This window comes from Actinoplanes sp. NPDC019969, assembly GCF_055562375.1.
Genome location: NZ_JBVHFK010000005.1, coordinates 225,499 through 245,642, shown reverse-complemented (window position 1 = coordinate 245,642; position 20,144 = coordinate 225,499). Strand labels below are relative to the sequence as shown.

Sequence of the window (20,144 nt, the reverse complement as noted above, 5' to 3'; positions counted from 1 at the left end):
CGCCGGTCGGCATTGTCGAACATCAATCACGGCGCGCTGTCGTACGGTGGCTTAGAGTCCGAAACATGCCGGGAACAGTGCAGGCGATCGAACGGGCCGCAGCGATCCTGCGGACCCTCGCCGGTGGGCCGGGCCGGCTCGGGCTCAGCGAGATCGCCCGCACCCTGGACCTGGCCAAGGGCACCACCCACGGCATCCTGCGCACCCTCCAGCTGGTCGGTTTCGTCGAGCAGGACCGGGTGTCCGGGCGGTACCAGCTCGGCGGCGCCCTGCTCCACCTGGGCACCAGCTACCTGGACATCAACGAGCTGCGCTCCCGCTCGATCAACTGGGCCGACCCGCTGGCGGCCCGCAGCGGCGAGCCGGTCCGGATCGGCACCGTCCTGGAGGGCCGGGTCCTCGTCGTGCACCACGTGTTCCGGCCGGACGACACGTTCCAGACCCTCGACGTCGGCACGCTGCTGCCGCTGCACGCGACCGCGCTCGGCAAGGTGCTGCTCGCCTACCGGGCCGGGGTTCCGGTGCCGGAGCTGGAGAGGTTCACCCGGCTCACGCTCACCGATCCGCGGGCGCTGGCGAGCGCGCTGGAGGGGGTACGGGAGGCCGGCTGGGCGTACGAGATCGAGGAGTTCCTGCTCGGCCAGGCGTCGGTGGCCGCGCCGATCCGCGGGTACGGCGGCCTGGTCGTCGGCGCGATCGGCATCTCCGGCCCGGTCGACCGGCTCTGCGACAGCCGCTACCGGCCGCGGCCGCGGCTCGTCGGTTTCGTGCGGGACGCCGCCCGGGCGATCTCCCGGGACCTGGGGGCGACGCGATGAGCGAGAAGTACGTGGTCGCGCTCGACCAGGGCACCACCTCCACCCGCTGCATCGTCTTCGACCGGCGGGGACAGCTGGTGTCGCTCGCCCAGCAGGAGCACAAGCAGTACTTCCCCCGGCCGGGCTGGGTGGAGCACGACGCCATGGAGATCTGGCGCAACGTGGAACGCCTGGCCCCGCGCGTGCTGAACCGGGCCGGGATCGGGCTGGACCAGGTGGCGGCCCTCGGCATCGCCAACCAGCGGGAGACCACCGTCATCTGGGACCGGCACACCGGGGTTCCGGTCGGCCGCGCGATCATCTGGCAGGACACCCGTACCGACGCCCTGGTGCACGAACTCGGCGCCGATCCGCTGGCCGGCACCATCGCGGACATATCCGGCCTGCCGCTCGCGACCTACTTCTCCGGCCCGCGCCTGCGCTGGATGCTCGACCACACTCCCGGCCTCCGCACGCGCGCCGAACGGGGCGAGGTGCTCTGCGGCACCATGGAGACCTGGCTGATCTGGAACCTCACCGGCCGCGCCCAGCACGTCACCGACGTCACCAACGCCAGCCGCACCATGCTCCTCGACGTGCGCACCCTCGACTGGTCCCCGCGGGCGCTGGACTTCTTCGGCATACCCCACGCGATGCTTCCCGAGGTCCGGGCCTCGATCGGCGCCTTCGGCACCGCGACGGAAGGCTTCCCGGGGGTACGGATCGGCGCCGCGCTCGGCGATCAGCAGGCGGCCCTGTTCGGGCAGACCTGTTTCACCCCGGGCGAGGCCAAATGCACGTACGGCACCGGCAGTTTCCTGCTGCTCAACACCGGGGCCGAACTGGTCCGCTCGGAACACGGCCTGCTCAGCACGGTCGCCTACCAGATCAAGGGCGAGCCTGCGGCGTACGCCCTCGAAGGCTCCATCGCGATCACCGGCTCGCTGGTCCAGTGGTTCCGCGACCAGCTGGAGCTGATCTCCAGCGCCCCGGAGATCGAGACCCTGGCCCGCACCGTCGCCGACAACGGCGGCTGCTACATCGTGCCGGCCTTCTCGGGCCTCTACGCGCCGTACTGGCGCAGCGAGGCCCGCGGCGTCATCGTGGGTCTCACCTCGTACATCACCAAGGGTCACCTGGCCCGGGCGGTCCTGGAGGCGACCGCCTGGCAGACCCGCGAGGTGGTCGACGCGATGAACACCGACTCCGGCCTCACCCTGACCACCCTGAAGGTGGACGGCGGGATGACCGCCGACAACCTGCTGATGCAGATGATCGCCGACGTGCTGGACGTCCCGGTGGTCCGCCCGCTCGCGGTGGAGACGGTGTCCCTGGGCGCGGCGTACGCGGCCGGCCTGGCCGTCGGCCACTGGCCCGACCTGGACGGCCTGCGCCGCAACTGGCACATCGCCGGCCAATGGCTCCCGGCGATGGAACCTCGCCTCCGCACCACCGAGTACACCAATTGGCGCCGTGCCGTCGAGCGCACCTTCGACTGGATCCAGCCCGCCTGACCACCATTCGTGAATGGCGTTCAGGTAGCGGTACCCCGAAAGAAGAGATCGAATGGGGACGGCATCATGGGCGGATGCGAAAACCCGGTAGAAGGTGGGGCCTGATCCCTGTCGCTGCAGGTGGAGCAGCGATCACGATCCTTTCCGCATTCATCTGGCTCTCCCTCCGGGAGGACTCGGGAAGCCGCCTGGAGAACGCCGACAAATTGGCCAGCGTCGGTGCCTTCCTGCTGGCCGGAGTCGGATTGATGATCACCATGACGACGCTGCGGCAGCGGCGCCCGGCCGCCTCCGAGCACCGCCGCCTGCTGGCTGACGCGACGGTGGAGCTCGCCGAACTGATCTCCCGGCAGTGGAGCCACGAGGCCCGGATCCGCGGTCTCGCCGAGCCCAGCGCGCTGCGGGTGCGCTGGGCGTCGACCGGACGCGAGGTGGCCGCCGCCGCGGCGGACGTGCTCGGCCCGGGCTGGACCGCGGGCCGGCCCACCCGGCTCAAGCTGCACGGGGACGTCACCCAGGTCGCGACCGCGCTGCGCCGCCTGCCGGCTCGCCGCCTGGTGGTCATCGGAGCGCCCGGGTCGGGCAAGACCTCCCTCGCCGTCCTGCTGGTCCGTGAGCTGCTCACCGGACACGAGGCCGGTGAGGCGGTACCGGTTCTGCTCAGCCTCTCGATGTGGCAACCGGCCGAGCAGAGCCTGCAGGAGTGGCTGGTCAAACAGATCAGCGGCGCCTATCCGCCGCTGGTCTCCGAGGAACACTTCGGGCCGGACGCGGTGAGCCGGCTGCTCGCCTCGGGCCTCATCATTCCGGTGCTGGACGGGCTGGACGAGGTCACCCCGGACCAGATCACGCTCGCCGTCACCCGGCTCAACAACTACCTCTCCGAGGACCGGCCGATGGTGCTCACCTGCCGTGCGGTGGAGTACGAGGAGATCGTCGGCCAGGTCGGCGCGGTGCTGGCCCGGGCGGCTGTCGTCGAGCTGGAGCCGGTCACCAACAAGGAGGCGGCCGAATACCTGCCGGCCGGCCAGGGGGACATCGGCCGCGGCCGGTGGGAGCCGGTCACCCGGCACCTGCTCCGGCAGCCGAACGGGCCACTGGCCCGGGTGTTCTCCACGCCGCTGATGGTTCACCTGGCCCGGGTCGTCTACCGCCAGCCGGCCACCACACCGGCAGATCTGCTCCGGTTCACCCACACCGCGGCGCTGGAGGAGCACCTGCTGCTCAGCTACGTGCCCGCCCTGTACCCGGAGTCCCCGGGTGACGGACGGCCCGCCGGCCGCCGGCACTATCCGCCGGAGAAGGCGCATCGGTGGCTCGCCTTCCTGGCCGGGCACCTGACCCGCAGCAGGTCCCGGGACTTCACCTGGTGGCAATTGGTGAACGCGGTCCCCGTCGATCTGGTCCGGGAGGCGGCGGGCGGCGTCGTGCTGGTGGCTCTCATCGTGCACTTCGTCGTGTTCGGCGGCCGGATCGAGGGATGGTCCCTGACGGTCACCGCCGTTCTCGCCGTGCTGCTGGGGCCCATGATCGGCGTCGTCATGGGGCTGGCCGACGGGCAGCCTCACCGGCTCCGGCTCCGGCCCCGGTCCTTCCTCACCGGACTCGCCATCGGCGGGGCGTTCCCGCTCTGCGGTCTCCCGCTGCTGCTGGGGGTCACGCTGCTGGCCGATCCGACGCTCACCGGCCTCCTGAACGGCATACTCTTCCAAATCCTTCTCTGCCTGATCTGCGGTCCCCTGGTGGGAATCGTCGCGTTCCTGGTCGAGGGCATCGGCACGACGGCAGGCGCGGATCGTTCCGCCGGTTCCCGGGTGTCGTTGCGCGACGACCGGACGGCGTTCCTGGCGACCACGACGGCGGCGATCGCGATCATCGGGGTGATCGCGGTGGGCCTCGCCTACGCCGGTGAGATCGGCGAGGTCACCGGTCCGCCGGAGTCCGGCCTGCTGGTGATCTGCGGCCAGGTGGCCCTGACGCTGGGGCTGATCATCGGCCTGAGCAGCGGAACCGGGGCAGCCTGGCGCCGCTTCACCTACACCCGGATCTGGCTTGTGGCGCACGGACTGGCGCCCTGGCGGATCCTGGACTTCCTGGACGACGCCCACGACCGCGGGGTGCTGCGGAGGATCGGCCCGGCATACCAGTTCCGGCATGCCCGGCTCCAGACCGCCTTGGCCCTGCGTGACGCCACCGCCGCCGGGACCCGGGCGCCGACCGCGACAGCGGATCGTGTGGCCGGCAACCCGGTCCCGTCCTGACGCTCAGGCGGCGGCGAGCAGGCGTGGGTCGGCTCGGCGGAAGCCCAGGCAGTGGCCGCAGACCAGGTAGTGGCTGGCCGGCTTGACCGGGAAGAGCGGGACGAAGAACAGCGTGAACTTCGTGCTCCGGCGGATCAGCTGCTGCGGTGCCTCCCACCGGCAGATCTCGCACGTCATCGTCCGCGTGCTGACCAGATGGTCCTTGCTGCGCAAGCCGAACAGGAAAAACATCGGTACTCTCCTCGCTCACCGGTGGTCCTCATGGTCTTACCCATCCGCAAGCGGCCACACCGTCCAGCCCATTTCGAGTGGGAGTTTCTTCCGATGCCCGCACGCGGTTGCTCTCGGTAGCGTCGAGTCGGGGAACCGGACGGCACGGGAGGGTGGCGTGCAGCACCATCAGGAAGAACTCACCATCTCCGCGGAAGAGACCGGGCTGGGCGACGTGCTCGTCCGGGTGTCGGGCGAGCTGGACATCCGCAGCTCGTCGGCGTTGCTGGCCGCGCTCGGCACGATGCTCGCCGAGAAGGAGGAGCTGCTGTTGCGGCTCGACCTGTCCGAGGTGCAGTTCTGCGACCACGCCGGGCTGCGCGCGCTGCACGCCCTGAGCGAGGCGGCCGGGCCGGGCCGGGTCCGGATCGTGGCGGCGCACCACGCGGTCGACGTCATCCTGCAGCTGTGCCGGATTCCCACCTTCCTGGGGTACACGACCCAATGGGCGGGCTGCCGGGGCTGATCGGCCGACCCCGGGCGGGCGTGGCCGATGACGGCGCCAGGGCACATGATGGAGGGGTGGGACTACCTCCCGACAGTGGGCGGATCACGGCTGAGGTCGTCCGGATCGCCGCGACGCCGGGTGGCGTCAGGCAGCGTGCGGAAGAGCTGCTCGAGGCGCTGTGGCCGGTGCTGCGGCACGACACGGCGTGGCTCAGTCTGCTCGACCCGGAACGCTGGATGCTGCACACGCTGGCCGCGCCGGGACACAGCGACCGGATGCGCCGTTTCATGACCAGTGCCGCTTTCATGGCCGATGTGGAGCTGGCCGGCATGCACCGCGACCGCCGTCCGTTCCGGGTGTTCGACTCGCCGGTGCCGGCTGACGAGATCCCCGCCTGGACGGACTACTTCGCCCCGGCGGGGATGGCGGAGGGCGTGACCATCGCGCTGGTCACCGCGGACGGGCGCTACCTGGGCCTGATGGGCGGGCACACCGAGTCGGCGACACCGCTCGGCGACGACGTCATCGACCTGCTGGTCATGCTGACGCCGCTGCTCGCCCAGGTGGTGGATCCACTGCGCACGCTGTCCACGATGACCGGGATGGTCCGGGACGCGGTCGCCGGGGTGGTGCTCACCCGGGCCGGGCGCACCGAGCCGCTGCCCGGGCTGACCGGCATCCGTGAGTTCGGCGTGGAGCCGTCGTCGGTGCGCCTCGTCGCGTCGATGCTGACGCCGGGGCGGTCGGTGGCCCGGTTCCTGGTGCCGGGCACGGACGGCCTGGTGCAGATGACGGCCCTGGCCTGCCCGCCCGAGCCGCCCGGCCACCACCGGGCGCTGGTGCTGCTCAGCCCGCCGCCGGAGACGTACGGCCTGACCCGGCGGGAGTTGCAGGTGCTCGGGCTGCTGGTGGAGGGGCACACCAACGCGGCGATCGCCAGCGCGCTGCGGATCACGGCCCGGACGGCGGTCAGCCATCTGGAGCACATCATGCTGAAGTTGGGCGCCGGGTCACGGACCGCCGCCGCGGTGCGCGCCGAACGGCAGGGTCTCTACATGCCCGCGGAGTTCCTCGGCACCGTCAGCTGATGCCCAGGTCATCGGCCTTGAGCATGGCCCACACCATCTTGCCGGTCCGGGTCGGCACGGTGCCCCAGGTGTGCGCGGCGGCATCGACGATCTTCAGCCCGTAGCCGCGGTCGGTGAGCGGCTGCCTCCCGTCCGGGCGCAACCAGGGCAGGATCGGGTCCCGGTCGACCACCGCCAGATGCAGGAACGCGCCCCTGCCGCGCCGGGAGATCAGCACGTCGATCCAGGTGGCGGCGTGCTCGACGGCGTTGGACACCAGCTCCGAGACGATCAGCCGGGCGCGGGGCACGAGCAACGGCATCCCCCACTCCTCGCAGGCCGCGGTGACCATGAACCGGGCCCGGGCCGCGGCGGACACGTCCGGTGGCAGGTACAGCCGCACCCGGTCCAGCAGCAGCCGGTGGCTGGCGAGGTGGGACCGGGCCAACCCCACGGTCGGGAAGACCGGGGCCAGGCGGCGCGCGACCACCAGATCGAGGCGGCGGGCCAGCCTGGTGTCGCGGGGCAGGCAGATCGCCACCCGGACCGGCGGCTCCATCTCCTCGCCCTGCATCGCCGTGCTCAGCCAGGTGGTGGCGCTGTGCGCGGCGGGGTCGCTCAGGCCCCGCAGGTCGAAGAGCACACCCGCCGGGTGCTGGGCCATCGCCTTCGCCACGGCGGCGCCGACGGCGAGCCGGAGGTCGCTGTCCCAGACGCCGTGCACGGTGACATCGACGATCCATTGCTCGTCCTGCACCACCACCGTGACTGATGGGCCGGTCATCTCGTTCCGTCCGCCCTGCCGCGTCTCCCCGGAATCGAAATCCCCGGATTACCCCTGAAACGCTATAACCAGGGCGGGCCCGGAGCCAATCACCGGAGGTGTGACTCCCGCGGAGTTGGCACATCGGGCGTCCGGCCGGGATGTGCCGCGGTACGGCGGGTCAGGCCGCTCCGGTGAGGCGGGCGACGGTGCGCTGTTTCAGGGCGAATCCCTGCTTGGCGGCGTCCCGCAGGTGGGCCACGATCGGCGAGCGGGAGCGGCGCACCCACGGCACCGGGACCGTGGTGGTGCCGTACTTGGCCTTGTACGCGTTCCCGCCGACGAAGTCGAACTCGGTGAGGCCGCGGGCCCGGGCCCAGCGCAGCGCGTGCCAGATCAGCGCCTCGTTGGGCCGCAGGTGCTGATGCTGGCGGTAACTGGCGCCACCCCAGAAGTACATGGTCCGGTGGTACCACGGGAGCACGGCGGTGGCGATGCTCCGGCCGTCGGCGTCGCGGGCGCGCAGCAGCAGCAGGTTCCCGGCGGGCGCCAGGTGACGGATCAAGGACCGAACCCTTTCCACCGAATACGTGGGCACGAGATTCTGTTTGGCGAATACGTCCCGCAATTGATCGTAGAATTCGTCGGCGAATGCGGGATCGGCGGCCGCCTCCTCGATGACGACTCCCGACTTCGCGGCCTTGCGGATGTTTCTGCGGCAGGCGCTCGCCATCGCGCCGAAGAGGGTTTCCTCGTCCGGATTCAGATCGATCACCGCGGTCGGCGCGTCGTCCCAGCGCAGCCCCGCGCCGGCGGTGGCGAGATCCTCACGCGTCAGGCCGCGGTCGCGGATCTCCAGGTGCGCGGCGCCGGCCTCCCCGAAGGCGAAATGCGACAGGGCCTGGAGCGCCGACGTCCGGGAGACGTCCGGGGCGAGGGTGAAACCCATGTAGGAGGTGGTCCAGCCGGCCATCGGGCTGCCCAGGATCCGCATGCCGAAACGCCTGGTCAGCAGCCCGGTGAAGTGGCCGACGACCTGCCCCGCGTCGCTGACCGTGGCGAGCAGTGGCTCGGCGCGCTGGCACTCCCCGACGAATGTCAGCCACTCCGGAGTGTGAAAGATGAGGCGGTCCGGGTAGGTGGCCCGGTCGGCCCAGACGGCGGCGGTCGGTTCCACCCGGTGCAGTCGCAGCATGTCGTGGTCCCCGATCGAGAATGTGGCCCGGCGGGCACGATGATGCTCAACCGGAAGAACATTCCGCAAGAAGCCGTTCGGGTTGAATTCAATTGACGTGAATAATACTCGCGTTCCTTATGACAATTGCTACTCCCGGTCCCGTCACGCATTTGCGAGGGTTGGTGAAAGCCGCGGGGCATCGCACCGTGGCCGTGACCTGTCGACAAGCGGAGGGCGGGAACGGATGCAGCCGCCGACGGCGATCAAGCGACGCCTGAACGAACTGGGGCTGCGCAGCCGCCTGCGGGCCCGGCCCCGCCTGCAGGGCCGGATCCTCGCCCCGGCCGGCCTGCGCCGCCGGCTGCCGAGTTCCCCCGGACTCTACTGCCCCTTCTATCACGACGTGCCCGCCGAGTTCGCCGGTGACCTGCGCCGGCACCTGCGGGCCCTGCAGCGGATCGGGCCGATGGTCTCCTGGGACACCGCGCTGCGGATCCTGTCCGGCGAGGCCCCGCTGACCGGGCCGGTCTTCTGCCTCTCCTTCGACGACGCCCACCCGACCTGGCGGGACGTGGCCGCCCCGCTGCTGCTGGAGATGAAAATCCCGGCGATGTTCTTCCTGACCTCCGGCATGGTCGGGCAGCCCGGGAACCTCACCTGGCAGGACTGCCGGGACCTGGTCGCCGCCGGGTTCGACTTCGGGTCGCACACGGTCACCCATCACCGGCTGGCCGACCAGGACGACGCCGACGCGGCCCGCGAGATCGTCGGCTCCAAGCACGAGATCGAGGACGAGCTGGGCATTCCGGTACGGGACTTCGCCGCCCCGTACGGCCACCCCGCCGTGGATTTCCGCGAACGGGACGTGCGGGTGGCCCGGGACGCCGGTTACCGCAGCTTCGCGACCACGCTCCGGCCGGCCATGCACCCCGGCGACTCCCCGATGTTCATCCACCGGCAGGGCCTGCACCCGGCCTGGCCGATCATGGCAGTGAGGACGCGGGTACATGACTGAGACCGATTCACGGATCTGGCTCTCCCCACCGGACGTCAGCGACCTCGAACGCAAGCTCCTGCTGGAGGCCTTCGACTCGAACTGGGTCGCGCCGGTCGGCCCCGACCTGGACGCCTTCGAGGCGCAGGTGGCCGAGCTGGTCGGGGTCCGGCACGCGGTGGCGCTGAGCAGCGGCACCGCGGCGCTGCACCTGGCGCTGATCGCGGCCGGGGTGCGGCGCGGCGACACCGTGCTGGTGCCGTCGTTCACCTTCGCCGCCACCGCCAACGCCGTGGTCTACCTGGGCGCCGAGCCGGTGTTCGTGGACAGTTCCCCGGACAGCTGGAACATCGATCCCGAGCTGGTCGCGCGGGAGCTGCGGGAACGGGCCGGGCGGGGGCGGCTGCCGCGGGCGGTGATCGCCGTCGACATGTACGGCCAGTGCGCCGACTACGACGCGCTGCTGACCGCCTGCGACCGGTACGGCGTACCCCTGATCGAGGACGCCGCCGAGGCCCTCGGCGCCACCTACCGCGGCAAGGCGGCCGGGTCGTTCGGGCTGGCCGGCGTGCTGTCGTTCAACGGCAACAAGATCATCACCACCGGCGGCGGCGGGATGCTGCTCACCGGCGACGACCGGGTGGCCCGGCAGGCCAGGCACCTGTCCACCCAGGCCCGCGAGCCGGTCCCGCACTACGAGCACCGCACCGTCGGCTACAACTACCGGCTCAGCAACCTGCTCGCCGCGGTCGGCCGGGGCCAGGTGCAGCGCCTGGAGCAGATGATCGCCGCCCGGAAGGCGACCTTCGCGTTCTACCGCGCCGAGCTGGACCACCTGCAGTTCATGCCGATCGCCGGGTACGGGGAACCCAACTACTGGCTCACCTGCGTGCTCACCGACGACCGGGACCGGATGCTCGCCGCCCTGAACCGGCACAACATCGAGGCCCGGCCCGCCTGGAAGCCGATGCACCTGCAGCCGGTCTTCCAGGACTGCGCGATGGCCGGCGGCCCGGTCTGCGCGGACGTCTTCGCACGCGGGGTGTGCCTGCCCAGCGGGTCAGCGCTGACCGAACACGACCGACGGCGCGTCGTGGACGCGGTCCGGGAGGGCTGAACCGCATGCGCATCGTCTACATCCACCAGTACTACTGCAACCCGGGCATGGCGGGCGGGATCCGCTCGTACGAGCAGGCGCGCCGGCTGGTGGCGCGGGGGCACACGGTCGACGTGATCACCACCGACATCACGCCGGGCGCCCGGGAGCTGGGCTGGCGCACCACCGTCGAGGACGGCGTGACGGTGCACTGGTTCCGGGTTCCGTACGACAATCACATGGGCTTCGCCCGGCGGCTGCGCGCCTTCGGTGAGTTCATGCTGCTCGCCGCCGCGAAGGCGGCCCGGCTGAAGGCCGATCTGGTGTTCGCCACCAGCACCCCGCTGACCGTGGCGGTGCCCGGCGTGATCGCCGCGAAGCTGCGCCGGGCGCCGTTCGTCTTCGAGGTCCGCGACCTGTGGCCCGAGGTGCCGATCGAGATGGGCGCGCTGCGCAACCCGGTGCTGCGCCGGGTGGCCGGCGGCCTGGCGAACTTCGCCTACCGCAACGCCACCGAGGTGATCGCCCTGTCCCCCGGCATGGCCGCCGGGGTCGTCGCCCGCCGCCCCGGCACCCCGACCACCGTCATCCCGAACGCCGCCGACCTCGACCTGTTCGCCGTCGACCCGGCGCGGGTGCGCGCGTTCCGGGCCGCCCACCACTGGCTCGGCGACCGCCCGCTGCTGGTCTACACCGGCGCGCTCGGCGTGGTGAACGGGGTCGGCTACCTGGTCCGGGCCCTGCACACGGCCGCGAAACTCGATCCGGACCTGCGCCTGCTGATCGTCGGGCACGGCAAGGAGTGGGAGTCGACGAAGACGCTCGCCGCGGAACTCGGGCTGCTCGGCGACGTGGTGCACATGTGGGAGAAGGTGCCGAAGGCGGAGCTGCCGGTGATCCTCGGCGCGGCCACCATGTCCAGCAGCACGGTCCGGCCGATCCGCGGGCTCTGGGACAACTCGGCCAACAAGTTCTTCGACGCGCTGGCCGCGTCCCGGCCGATCGCCATCAACTACGGCGGCTGGCAGGCCGACCTGCTCCGGGAGACCGGCGCGGGCCTGGTGCTGGACCCGGAGGACACCGAGGCCGCCGGCGCGGAGCTGGCCGACCGCCTGCGTGACGAGGCGTGGCTGGGACAGGCCCGCGAGGCGGCGCACCGGCTGGCCGTCGAACGGTTCTCCCGGGAGCTGTTGTTCGAGCAGTTCGAGGCGGTCCTGGACCGGTCCGCTCGCCGTGAGCCTGTCCGTTCCTGACGAATCGGGGGAATCGTGGAACTGCGTGCCTACGTCCGGGCCTGCCGGCGCCGATGGCTCTGGCTCCTGGTGCCGGTCCTGGTGGCGGCCGGGATCGCCGGGGGCCTCTCGCTCACCGGGGCGCCGGCGCACCGGTCGTCGATGGTCCTGTTCGTGAGCTCCGGCTCCGGGGATCCGGACGCCGGGGCACGGCGCCTCAACTCGTACATCGCCCTGCTCACCGGGCCGCGGGTGGCGCAGGCGGTGGTGGACCGGATGGGGCCGGGGATCGCCCCGGACGAGGTGCAGAAGAGCCTGTCCGCGCAGATCCGGGAGGGCACCGACCTGCTGGAGATCGCGGCCACCGACGGCGACGCGGACCGCAGCCGGCAGATCGTCACCACCGCCGCGTCGGTGCTGGTCGGCCTGGCCCGGCAGATCGGCGCCCCGGCGGACCCGGACGACGGGCCCGCCCCGACGGTCTCCATCGTGCAGGACGCGGTCACCGTCGAGGAGCCCGGCAGCCTGGGCCGCAACACCGGCTTCGCCGCGGTGCTCGGGCTGCTGATCGGCGCGGCGGCGATCGCGGTACGGGAGGCCGGGGCCCGCACCGTCACCGAGGAGGAGGACCTGCGGCGGCTCGGCCTGGACGCGGTCGGCGTGATCTCGATCGGCGGCCGGGCCCGTGCCGCGCACCCCGACCAGGCGCTCGCCGAGACGTTCCGGCAGTTGCGCAGCCTGATGCCGGTGTTCGCCGAGGCCCGGTCCGGCGCGCCCGGACGTGGCCGGTCGGTGTTGCTCACCGGCGCGAACCGCAAGGAGGGCACCACCGCCGTCACCTGCGGGCTGGCGATAGCGATGGCCGAGACCGGGGCGCGGGTGGCGCTCGTCGACGCGAACATGCGCACCCCCGGGGTGGGCCGTTACCTGGCCCTGGACAGCGCGCCCGGCCTGGCCGAGGTGCTCGCCGGCACCGCGAAGGTGCCGGACGTGCTGCAGAAGTCGCTCGGCGGCCGGGTCACCGTGCTGCCCGCCGGGGAGAACGCGCCCGATCCGGGTGAGCTGCTGGCGTCGCCTCGGCTCGGCGCGACGGTACGGACCCTGACCGAACGCTACGACATCGTGCTGGTGGACGCGCCGGCGCTGCACGGGGTGGCCGACGCGTCGGTGCTCGGCCAGGTCACCGACGACGCGCTGCTGGTGGTACGGGCCGGGCGGACCCGGACGGCAGACGTCGAGAAGTCGGTCGACGTGCTGAAACGGGCCGGCGCCAAGCTGGCCGGGGCGGTGCTCAACGCGTTGCCGCGCAAGCTGCCCACCAACGGCTCCTGGCAGGGGCAGGCCGAGGTCACCGGCGCCGACAGCCCGGACCTGATCTTCGGGCTGGACGGCGACCAGCCGCCCCGGCTCGACGACACGTTCGTGTCGCTGCCGCCGGTCGGCACCGCCCGCGGCCGGGCCCGGGTGGTCGCCCCGGCCGCGATCGAGACCGCCCCGGACGTCGAGGCCGAGTCGCCGCAGGTTCCGGCGCAGCGGGAGGCGCCGGCCAAAGAGGAGACCGAAGAGGAGCCACAGCGCGGTGAGTGAACTGCGGGTGCGGGCCGCCGGCACACGGCGCGGCGGTCCGGTCGCCCTGGCCGGGAAGGTGCTGCGCGAGCCGTCGGTGCAGCTGCTCGCCTCGCAGGTGCTGACCGGCGGGGTGGCGATGGCCGCGAACATCCTGATGGTCCGGTCGCTCAGCCCCACCCACCGCGGCGAGGTCGCGCTGCTGCTCCAGGTGGTGTACCTGGCCACCCAGCTGTTGCTGCTGGGCACCGAGCGCAGCTTCGTCGCCGCGTACCACGATGTCGCCCCGGCGCCCGCCGTCCGGGCCTACGCCCGCCTGCTCGCCGTACCCTGCCTGATCTTCCTGGCCGGTGCGGTGCTGTGGCAGGTCACCGCGCCGTCCCACCTCACCCCGGGCCCGCTGATCGTGACCATGCTGGCCTGGTTCGCCCTGATCGAGGCGGCCAGCCTGGCGACCCGGTCGATCGCGATCGCGGTCGGCCGGGTCAAGGACTTCCTGGCCGCCCGGGTGATGGAGGCGCTGCTGCTGCTGGCCATGCTGGTCGGCCTGTACGTCTCCGGCGCCGCCCACCCGGAGGCCTGGTTCCTGGCCTACCTGATCGCCGGCGCCACCCCGACCGTCGTCTACCTGGTGATCTGGCTGCGGCTGCCGCCGGTCGCGGGCGCCGCGCCGATCGACCCGGAGCAGAACCGGCTGGTCCGCCGGGAGGGCCTGTCGCTGTTCCCGGCCGCGCTGTCGAACATGGCGATGCTGCGGGTGGACCGCCTGGTCATCCCGGCTCTCGCCTCGACGGCGGCGCTGGGGCACTACACCTCGGTGGCCACGATGACCGAGCTGCTGGCGTGGCCGGTCCGGGCGTACGCCGACTCCCGGCTGGGCCGCTGGCGGGCCGCGCACCGGGCCGGCACGCTGAAGGCCGCGCCGATCGTGCTGGTCGCCGCGGCGTACGTGCTGGTGGTGGTCCCGCTGGTGACCGGCGGGCTGTACCTGCTGATCGAGCCCCTGTTCGGCCACGAGTACGCCGACGCCAAGGTGGTCGTGCTGCCGCTGGTGGTCGCCGCCGGCCTGTACGCGGTGTCCCGGGTGAGCCTGGGCCTGCTGATCGCCAAGGGCCACGGCGGCCTGGTGTCGGCCGCCGAGATCACCGGTTTCCTGGTGAGCTTCGTGGCGTACGTGCTGCTGATCCCGAAGATGAACATCCTCGGCGCGGCGTACGGCTCGCTCGCCGGCTACGGCACCTGCCTGGTCTTCGCAATGGCCGCCACCCGGATCGTGAGAGACCGATGATCAGCCGCCCGGATCGTGCCTTCCTCGCTCCCGGCCTGGTGCTGATCCTGGTCGCGATCGGTGGCCGGTACACCCTGGACCGGGCCGGCCTGCTCGACCTGGCCTGGGTCGACCTGCGGGTGATCGGCCTGGTCATCGCGCTGGTGCTGCTGGCGATCGAGGTGAGCCGGCGGCCGCGGGAGAGGGGCGGGCGGCCGGAGGGCTGGCTGGTCGCGGCGCTGCTGTTCCTCCTGTTCCAGATCGCGTCGGCGCTGTGGGCGCCGCCGGCCGCCCGGACCGGCCCGCAGACCCTGGACCTGGTGCTGCTCGGGGTGCTGCTGCTGGCCGCCTACGTCTACACGCTGGGCGACCCGGCGACCGTTCTGCTGTTCACGTTCCGGCTGTTCTTCGTGGCCGCGGTCGTCTACGCGCTGGCCGCGATCTTCATCAGCGGGCCCGGCGAGCAGGGCCGCTACTCGGCGTTCGGCGGCGGGCCGAACGTGTTCGCCCGGGTCGAGGTGCTCGGGGTGATCAGCGCGATCGCCCTGTTCATGCTGACCGGCCGGAAGCTGCCGTTGCTGGTTATCCCGCTGTTCCTGCTGGCCACCGTGCTGTCCGGGTCGCGCGGCACGCTGCTGGCGGGCGGGGCGGTCGGTTTCGCGGCGCTGCTGAAGCTGCGGCGGCGGATCAGTGCCGGTGCGGTCGTCGCGGCGGTGGCGGGGGCGGTGGCCGCGACGGGGGTGATCGTGGCGCTCGCGCCGCCCGAGTTCACCGACCTCTTCCAGGAGCGGTTCGTTGAACAGACCGTGCAGGAACAATATCTCTCCGGGCGGACCGACATCTGGATGGCCGCCCTGCGCATGTTCGCCGATCACCCGATCGGTGGCTCCGGGCTGGACGGCTTCTACGGGCTGATCGGGGTCAACCAGGCGGTCGAATATCCGCACAACTATCTGCTCGCGGTCGCCGCCGAGGGCGGGCTGGTGGGGCTGGGGCTGCTCACCGCCTCGATCCTGCTGTGGACCCGGATCGTCCGGGGTGGCGGCGCCCGCCCGCAGCTCACCGGCCTGGCCGTGGCGTCCGCCGTGTTCGTGGCGCTGAGCAGCCTGTTCTCCGGCGACTACTACGACTCCCGGCTGGCGTGGATCTTCGCGGCGATGGCGGCCGCGGCGGCCCTGGTGACGGCGCCGGCCACTCCGAGGGAACTGGCGGTGGTGGTCCGATGAGACGGAGGACGATTCTGGCGGCGGGGCTGGGGGGCGTGGCGGTCGCCGGGGCGACGGGGCTGCACCTGGTCCGGGCCGGTGACGACGTTCCCGAGGTACGCGAACCGGTCCCGGCGGCGCCGCCCGCCGTGGAGGACGCCGTGAAGATCAAATCGGTCGAGCACTGGACCGGCGTCTACATGAGGAGCTGGGACTACGCCGAGCGGAACGCCACCCCGCTGAGCCGGTCGAAGGACTCCCGCGACCACTACGACCTGGCGTACGACGTGGACTCGTCCACCGCCATGTACCGCGCCACCGGCCAGCGCCGTTTCCTGGACCGGAGTCTCGCCCTCCTGGAGAACGTGGTCGCCGCGGCGGTCCCGTCGGCGTCGCTGAGCGGCAGCTCGTTCCGGGACGGCTACCAGGGCTGGGCCTCCAGCAAGGCCGGCGGGGACGGCGACGAGTTCCCGCTGTACGAGTCGTACCTGTGGCGCTACGGCACGAACCTGCTGGTCGCCATCAAGGACACCACCGACGCCGGGCTGCGGGACCGCTACGCGCGGCTGCTCGCGTTCGCCGAGGCCAACATCTTCGACAAGTGGTACTCGCGCGGCCCGCGCAGCCACATCTACCGCGAGCGCACCCACATGTCCGCGCACTGGGCGCTGATCGCGATGAACCTGGCCCAGCTCAGCGCCGACCAGACCCGCCGGGCCCGCTGCAACGCGATCGCCGACGAGATCAGCACGCAGTTGCGCGGCCAGTTGCGGCGCAACCCGGTGGAGCCGACCGCGTGGTTCTGGAACGACGCCTGGGGCTCGGCGAAACAGCCCGGTCAGGACGTGGGCCACGGCAACGGGGTGGTCACGTACGTGGTGGAGGCACGCGACCGGAACCAGGGCTGGTCGGCGGCCGACGTGGCGGCGTTCGGCGCCCTGCTCACCAAGGTCGTCTGGCCCGGCGGGACCACCTACCGCAAGTTCGTCGACGGCACCGGCAGCGACAACGGCTGGTGGTCCGACGGCTTCGTGAAGCTGGGCCGCTACGACCCGGCCGTGCAACTGCGGCTGGAGAAACACCAGGTGGTGAACGATCAGTTCGCCGCGAACATGGCGCTCAACGCCCGCATCCTGCGCTCGTAGGGCACCGGAAGGGACAGTTCTCTCATGACGGCTTCGCTGCTGGAACCGGCGGCCCGCGAGTGGAAGGAGACGCTCCAGCACGTCGGTCACGACATGTACCACGTGCCGGACTACGTCGTCCTCGACGCCCGGCTCTACGGAGGCGCCCCGGCCGCGTTCCACTACGAGCAGGGTGGGCGGCGGTTGCTGATCCCGCTCATCCTGCGGGAGATCCCGGGCACGGATCTCAAGGACGCGATCTCGCCGTACGGCTACCCGGGCCCGGTCAGCGACGCCGCGCCCGACGACACGTCGTTCGGGGCGGCCGCCTGCGAGGCGCTGGTGGCCACGCTGCGCGCGGCCGGGGTGATCTCGGCGTTCGTCCGGATGCACCCGCTGCTGCCGGCGCCGGCCCTGGCGCTCGGCCCGCACGCGAGACTGGTGCACCACGGCGAAACCGTGTCGATGGATCTGACCGTCTCCGAGGAGGAGATGTGGAAGCAGACCCGCAGCGACCACCGCAACCACATCAACCGGGCGAAACGGGCCGGCACGGAGATCGTGTTCGACGACTGGGACCGGCTCGGCGAGTGGGTGGAGGTCTACCACGACAACATGCGGCGGGTCGGCGCCACCTCGTACTACTTCTTCACCGAGGAGCACCTGGCGGCGCTGCACGACGCGGTCGGCGACCGGATGCACCTGGTGGTGGCGTGCGAGGACGGTGAGGTCGTCGGCGGCAACACCTTCTTCGAGTACGACGGGATCGCCACCGGGTACGTCTCGTCGACCCGGCGGGCGCCGAAACGGTACGCCGACGAGCTGCTCTACGACCAGGTCCGCCGCTGGTGCAAGAACCGCGGTGACGAGGTGTTCCACCTGGGCGGCGGCAAGGGCGGGGCGAACGACTCGCTGTTCTCGTACAAGGCCGGGTTCTCACCGAGCCGGCACCCGTTCCACACCTGGCGGGTCATCGCGGACCCGGACGCGTACGCCCGCCTGGTCCGTGACCGCAAGCCGGACGCCGACCCGGCCGACCTGACCGCCACCTTCCCGGCCTACCGATAGGAGCCCGCCATGCGGATCACCTGTGTCGGCGGCGGTCCCGCCGGCCTGTACTTCGCCATCCTGGCCAAGCTCGCCGACCCGTCCCACGACGTCACCGTGCTGGAGCGCAACCCGGCCGGGGTGACATGGGGCTGGGGCGTGGTGTTCTGGGACGACCTGCTCGACGACCTGTTCAGGTACGACCCGGTGAGCGCCGAGCGGATCTGGGACGCCGCGTACAAGTGGGACGAGTACGAGGTCCGGGCCACCGGCAAACCCGTCACCCACCTCGCGGGGTACGGCTTCAGCATGGGCCGCCACCGGCTCCTGGAGATCCTCGCCGCGCGGGCCGTCGAGCTGGGCGTGACGATCAGCTACCGCGACGAGCTGACCGATCTCGCCGCGCTGCCGGCGGCGGACCTGGTGGTGGCGTGCGACGGGGTGCGCAGCCGGATCCGGGAGGCGCACGCCGAGCACTTCGGCGCCGAGGTGGAGGTGGCCCGGAACAAATACATCTGGCTGGGCACGCCGAAGGTGTTCGGCACGTTCACGTTCGGGTTCGAGGAGACCCCGGCCGGCTGGATCTGGTTCCACGCGTACCCGTTCGACGAGCGGACCAGCACGTTCATCGTCGAGTGCACCCCGGAGACGTGGGCGGCGCTGGAGTTCGGCACCCTCGACGCGGCGACCGGCACGCTCCGGCTGCAGAAGATCTTCGAGTCGCACCTGGACGGCGCCGAGCTGATCGACCACCGCGCCGAGGTCGGCGGCACCGGGTGGCTGAACTTCCGCCGGGTCACCACGCAGCGCTGGGACCACGGCAACGTCGTGCTGATGGGCGACTCCGCGCACACCACCCACTTCGCGATCGGGTCGGGCACCAAACTGGCCATGCAGGACGCGATGGCCCTGGCGGACGCGGTCGCCTCGGGAGACGATCTGCCGGTGGCCCTGGAACGCTACGAGCACCGCCGCAAGGTGGCGCTGGCTCCGCTGCAGCGTGCGGCGCGGGCGAGCAGCGCGTGGTTCGAGCGGATGCCGGAGTACGCCCACCTGCCGGCCCGCCGGTTCTCCTACGCGCTGTCGAACCGGCGCGGCGAGTACCCCACCTGGCGCTACCTGCTGCACATGGCGACGCAGAGCGCGGTGCCCCGCCGAGTGCTGCGGTGGACGCTCAGCGCCCGCCGGTGGAGCCGGGCCCGGCGCCGCACCGACACACCCGGCTCCGTGCCGGCGGGACAGGCGATCCTTGATACGGCGTGACGAACAGTGAGGCGATGACCATGGCCGAAGGCGCCCTGCTCGAACCCGGCGACCCGGCGTGGGCGGACGCGTTACGGCGCGTCAGCCACGACGTCTACCACCTCCCCGGGTACGTGGCCCTCGACGCCCGCCTGTCCGGTGGCGAGCCGGCCGCGTTCCGGTACGACGAGATGGGCCAGGTGTTCCTGCTGCCCCTCGTGCTGCGCCCGATCCCCGGCACCGGCCTGCGGGACGCGGTCTCCCCGTACGGGTACCCGGGCCCGGTCAGCGACGTCCCACCGAACGGCACCGGGTTCTGGACGCGGGCGGTCCGGCACCTGTCGGCGATGCTGCGCACCCACGACGTGGTCAGCGTGTTCGCCCGGCTGCACCCGCTGCTGCCGGTCGCCGAGCCGGCGCTGGCCGCGGCCGGGACGGTGGTGCGGCACGGCGAGACGGTGTCGGCCGACCTGACCCGTACCCCCGAGGAGCTGTGGCGCGACACCGGCCGCACCCACCGCAACCAGATCAACAAGGCGAAGCGGGCCGGGGTGGAGATCGTCGTCGACGACTGGGACCTGCTCGAGGAGTGGGTGGGCACGTATCACGCGACGATGCGGCGGGTCGGGGCGACCGGTTTCTACTTCTTCGGCCTGGACTACTTCCGGGAGCTGCGGGCCGCGGTCGGCGAGAGCGTGCACCTGGCGGCGGCGGTCCGGGACGGCGAGGTGCTGGGCGGGAACCTGTTCTTCGCCTACCACGGGATCATGCAGACGCATCTGCAGTCCACCCGGGACGGGCAGATCTGGTGGGCGGACAAGCTGCTCTACCACGAGGTACGGCTGTGGGGGCGCGAGCGCGGGCACCTGGTCCACCACATCGGCGGCGGGGTGGGCGGGGCGGACGACTCGCTGTTCCGCTACAAGGCCGGGTTCGCCACGGGCCGGCAGGACTTCCACACCTGGCGGGTGGTGAGCGACCCGATCGCGTTCGAGAAGCTCGCGGGTACGCCCACCGCCGAAATGATGTCGGGACGATTCCCTCCGTACCGGTGAAATTGCCGTATTTTCCTCT

Annotated in this window: 18 protein-coding genes; 15 read left to right on the top strand and 3 right to left on the bottom strand. The window is 71.8% G+C overall.

Annotated elements, in window-relative coordinates:
* Positions 1-65 precede the first annotated feature (65 nt).
* The 3 genes from ACZ3II_RS17250 (at position 66) to ACZ3II_RS17240 (ending at position 4,572) form a co-directional block, all read left to right on the top strand.
* Positions 66-818, top strand: coding sequence for an IclR family transcriptional regulator (locus ACZ3II_RS17250; protein ID WP_465518631.1), 753 nt, complete (start codon positions 66-68; stop codon positions 816-818).
* Complete coding sequence (gene glpK / locus ACZ3II_RS17245; RefSeq protein ID WP_465518630.1) at positions 815-2,311, top strand: glycerol kinase GlpK; 1,497 nt, start codon at positions 815-817, stop codon at positions 2,309-2,311. Before ACZ3II_RS17250 ends, glpK begins: the two co-directional genes overlap by 4 nt.
* Positions 2,312-2,559: 248 nt before the next feature.
* The gene (locus tag ACZ3II_RS17240) at positions 2,560-4,572 is read left to right on the top strand and encodes an NACHT domain-containing protein (protein ID WP_465518629.1); all 2,013 of its coding nucleotides are present in this window, start codon (positions 2,560-2,562) and stop codon (positions 4,570-4,572) included.
* A gap of 3 nt (positions 4,573-4,575) precedes the next feature.
* On the opposite strand, the gene ACZ3II_RS17235 is transcribed toward ACZ3II_RS17240, so the two are convergent.
* Positions 4,576-4,803: a zinc-ribbon domain-containing protein gene (locus ACZ3II_RS17235; protein ID WP_465518628.1), complete on the bottom strand. Its 228-nt coding sequence runs from the start codon at positions 4,801-4,803 to the stop codon at positions 4,576-4,578.
* 157 nt (positions 4,804-4,960) lie between these two features.
* Between ACZ3II_RS17235 and ACZ3II_RS17230 the strand changes: the two genes are divergently transcribed.
* Both ACZ3II_RS17230 and ACZ3II_RS17225 read left to right on the top strand, forming a co-directional pair.
* Positions 4,961-5,308 carry an STAS domain-containing protein gene (locus ACZ3II_RS17230; protein ID WP_465518627.1) on the top strand — a complete coding sequence of 116 codons (348 nt, stop codon included), beginning with the start codon at positions 4,961-4,963 and terminating at the stop codon, positions 5,306-5,308.
* 56 nt (positions 5,309-5,364) lie between these two features.
* Positions 5,365-6,378 carry a LuxR C-terminal-related transcriptional regulator gene (locus tag ACZ3II_RS17225; protein WP_465518626.1) on the top strand — a complete coding sequence of 338 codons (1,014 nt, stop codon included), beginning with the start codon at positions 5,365-5,367 and terminating at the stop codon, positions 6,376-6,378.
* On the opposite strand, the gene ACZ3II_RS17220 is transcribed toward ACZ3II_RS17225, so the two are convergent.
* Complete coding sequence (locus ACZ3II_RS17220) at positions 6,371-7,141, bottom strand: ATP-binding protein (protein ID WP_465518625.1); 771 nt, start codon at positions 7,139-7,141, stop codon at positions 6,371-6,373. The genes ACZ3II_RS17225 and ACZ3II_RS17220 overlap by 8 nt on opposite strands.
* A gap of 160 nt (positions 7,142-7,301) precedes the next feature.
* Positions 7,302-8,315 carry a lipid II:glycine glycyltransferase FemX gene (locus ACZ3II_RS17215; RefSeq protein WP_465518624.1) on the bottom strand — a complete coding sequence of 338 codons (1,014 nt, stop codon included), beginning with the start codon at positions 8,313-8,315 and terminating at the stop codon, positions 7,302-7,304.
* A 226-nt stretch (positions 8,316-8,541) separates the two neighbouring features.
* On the opposite strand from ACZ3II_RS17215, the gene ACZ3II_RS17210 reads away from it, so the two are divergent.
* From ACZ3II_RS17210 to ACZ3II_RS17165, 10 genes are read left to right on the top strand one after another with little or no spacing between them, the layout of a single operon-like run.
* Positions 8,542-9,312, top strand: a complete 771-nt coding sequence (locus tag ACZ3II_RS17210) for a polysaccharide deacetylase family protein (RefSeq protein WP_465518623.1) — start codon at positions 8,542-8,544, stop codon at positions 9,310-9,312.
* Complete coding sequence (locus tag ACZ3II_RS17205) at positions 9,305-10,408, top strand: aminotransferase class I/II-fold pyridoxal phosphate-dependent enzyme (protein WP_465518622.1); 1,104 nt, start codon at positions 9,305-9,307, stop codon at positions 10,406-10,408. Before ACZ3II_RS17210 ends, ACZ3II_RS17205 begins: the two co-directional genes overlap by 8 nt.
* Positions 10,409-10,413: 5 nt before the next feature.
* Positions 10,414-11,640, top strand: coding sequence for a glycosyltransferase family 4 protein (locus ACZ3II_RS17200; protein WP_465518621.1), 1,227 nt, complete (start codon positions 10,414-10,416; stop codon positions 11,638-11,640).
* Between the two features lie 15 nt (positions 11,641-11,655).
* Entirely contained in the window at positions 11,656-13,206 is a 1,551-nt protein-coding gene (locus ACZ3II_RS17195; RefSeq protein ID WP_465518620.1) for a tyrosine-protein kinase domain-containing protein, read from the top strand.
* Complete coding sequence (locus ACZ3II_RS17190) at positions 13,199-14,473, top strand: lipopolysaccharide biosynthesis protein (RefSeq protein WP_465518619.1); 1,275 nt, start codon at positions 13,199-13,201, stop codon at positions 14,471-14,473. The genes ACZ3II_RS17195 and ACZ3II_RS17190 overlap by 8 nt, the downstream gene beginning before the upstream one ends.
* Entirely contained in the window at positions 14,470-15,678 is a 1,209-nt protein-coding gene (locus ACZ3II_RS17185) for an O-antigen ligase family protein (RefSeq protein ID WP_465518618.1), read from the top strand. Before ACZ3II_RS17190 ends, ACZ3II_RS17185 begins: the two co-directional genes overlap by 4 nt.
* Positions 15,675-16,802, top strand: coding sequence for a hypothetical protein (locus tag ACZ3II_RS17180; RefSeq protein ID WP_465518617.1), 1,128 nt, complete (start codon positions 15,675-15,677; stop codon positions 16,800-16,802). Before ACZ3II_RS17185 ends, ACZ3II_RS17180 begins: the two co-directional genes overlap by 4 nt.
* 24 nt (positions 16,803-16,826) lie before the next feature.
* Complete coding sequence (locus ACZ3II_RS17175; protein ID WP_465518616.1) at positions 16,827-17,849, top strand: GNAT family N-acetyltransferase; 1,023 nt, start codon at positions 16,827-16,829, stop codon at positions 17,847-17,849.
* A gap of 9 nt (positions 17,850-17,858) precedes the next feature.
* Positions 17,859-19,091 carry an FAD-dependent monooxygenase gene (locus ACZ3II_RS17170; protein ID WP_465518615.1) on the top strand — a complete coding sequence of 411 codons (1,233 nt, stop codon included), beginning with the start codon at positions 17,859-17,861 and terminating at the stop codon, positions 19,089-19,091.
* Between the two features lie 14 nt (positions 19,092-19,105).
* On the top strand, positions 19,106-20,125 hold the full coding sequence (locus ACZ3II_RS17165) for a GNAT family N-acetyltransferase (RefSeq protein ID WP_465518614.1): 1,020 nt from the start codon (positions 19,106-19,108) through the stop codon (positions 20,123-20,125).
* Positions 20,126-20,144 lie beyond the last annotated feature (19 nt).

Coding starts and splice junctions, on each gene's coding strand:
- ACZ3II_RS17250 (WP_465518631.1), top strand. CDS start 66: ATGCCGGGAACAGTGCAGGCGATCGAACGGGCCGCAGCGATCCTGCGG.
- glpK (WP_465518630.1), top strand. CDS start 815: ATGAGCGAGAAGTACGTGGTCGCGCTCGACCAGGGCACCACCTCCACC.
- ACZ3II_RS17240 (WP_465518629.1), top strand. CDS start 2,560: ATGATCACCATGACGACGCTGCGGCAGCGGCGCCCGGCCGCCTCCGAG.
- ACZ3II_RS17235 (WP_465518628.1), bottom strand. CDS start 4,803: ATGTTTTTCCTGTTCGGCTTGCGCAGCAAGGACCATCTGGTCAGCACG.
- ACZ3II_RS17220 (WP_465518625.1), bottom strand. CDS start 7,141: ATGACCGGCCCATCAGTCACGGTGGTGGTGCAGGACGAGCAATGGATC.
- ACZ3II_RS17215 (WP_465518624.1), bottom strand. CDS start 8,315: ATGCTGCGACTGCACCGGGTGGAACCGACCGCCGCCGTCTGGGCCGAC.
- ACZ3II_RS17210 (WP_465518623.1), top strand. CDS start 8,542: ATGCAGCCGCCGACGGCGATCAAGCGACGCCTGAACGAACTGGGGCTG.
- ACZ3II_RS17205 (WP_465518622.1), top strand. CDS start 9,305: ATGACTGAGACCGATTCACGGATCTGGCTCTCCCCACCGGACGTCAGC.
- ACZ3II_RS17200 (WP_465518621.1), top strand. CDS start 10,414: ATGCGCATCGTCTACATCCACCAGTACTACTGCAACCCGGGCATGGCG.
- ACZ3II_RS17185 (WP_465518618.1), top strand. CDS start 14,470: ATGATCAGCCGCCCGGATCGTGCCTTCCTCGCTCCCGGCCTGGTGCTG.
- ACZ3II_RS17180 (WP_465518617.1), top strand. CDS start 15,675: ATGAGACGGAGGACGATTCTGGCGGCGGGGCTGGGGGGCGTGGCGGTC.
- ACZ3II_RS17175 (WP_465518616.1), top strand. CDS start 16,827: ATGACGGCTTCGCTGCTGGAACCGGCGGCCCGCGAGTGGAAGGAGACG.
- ACZ3II_RS17170 (WP_465518615.1), top strand. CDS start 17,859: ATGCGGATCACCTGTGTCGGCGGCGGTCCCGCCGGCCTGTACTTCGCC.
- ACZ3II_RS17165 (WP_465518614.1), top strand. CDS start 19,106: ATGACCATGGCCGAAGGCGCCCTGCTCGAACCCGGCGACCCGGCGTGG.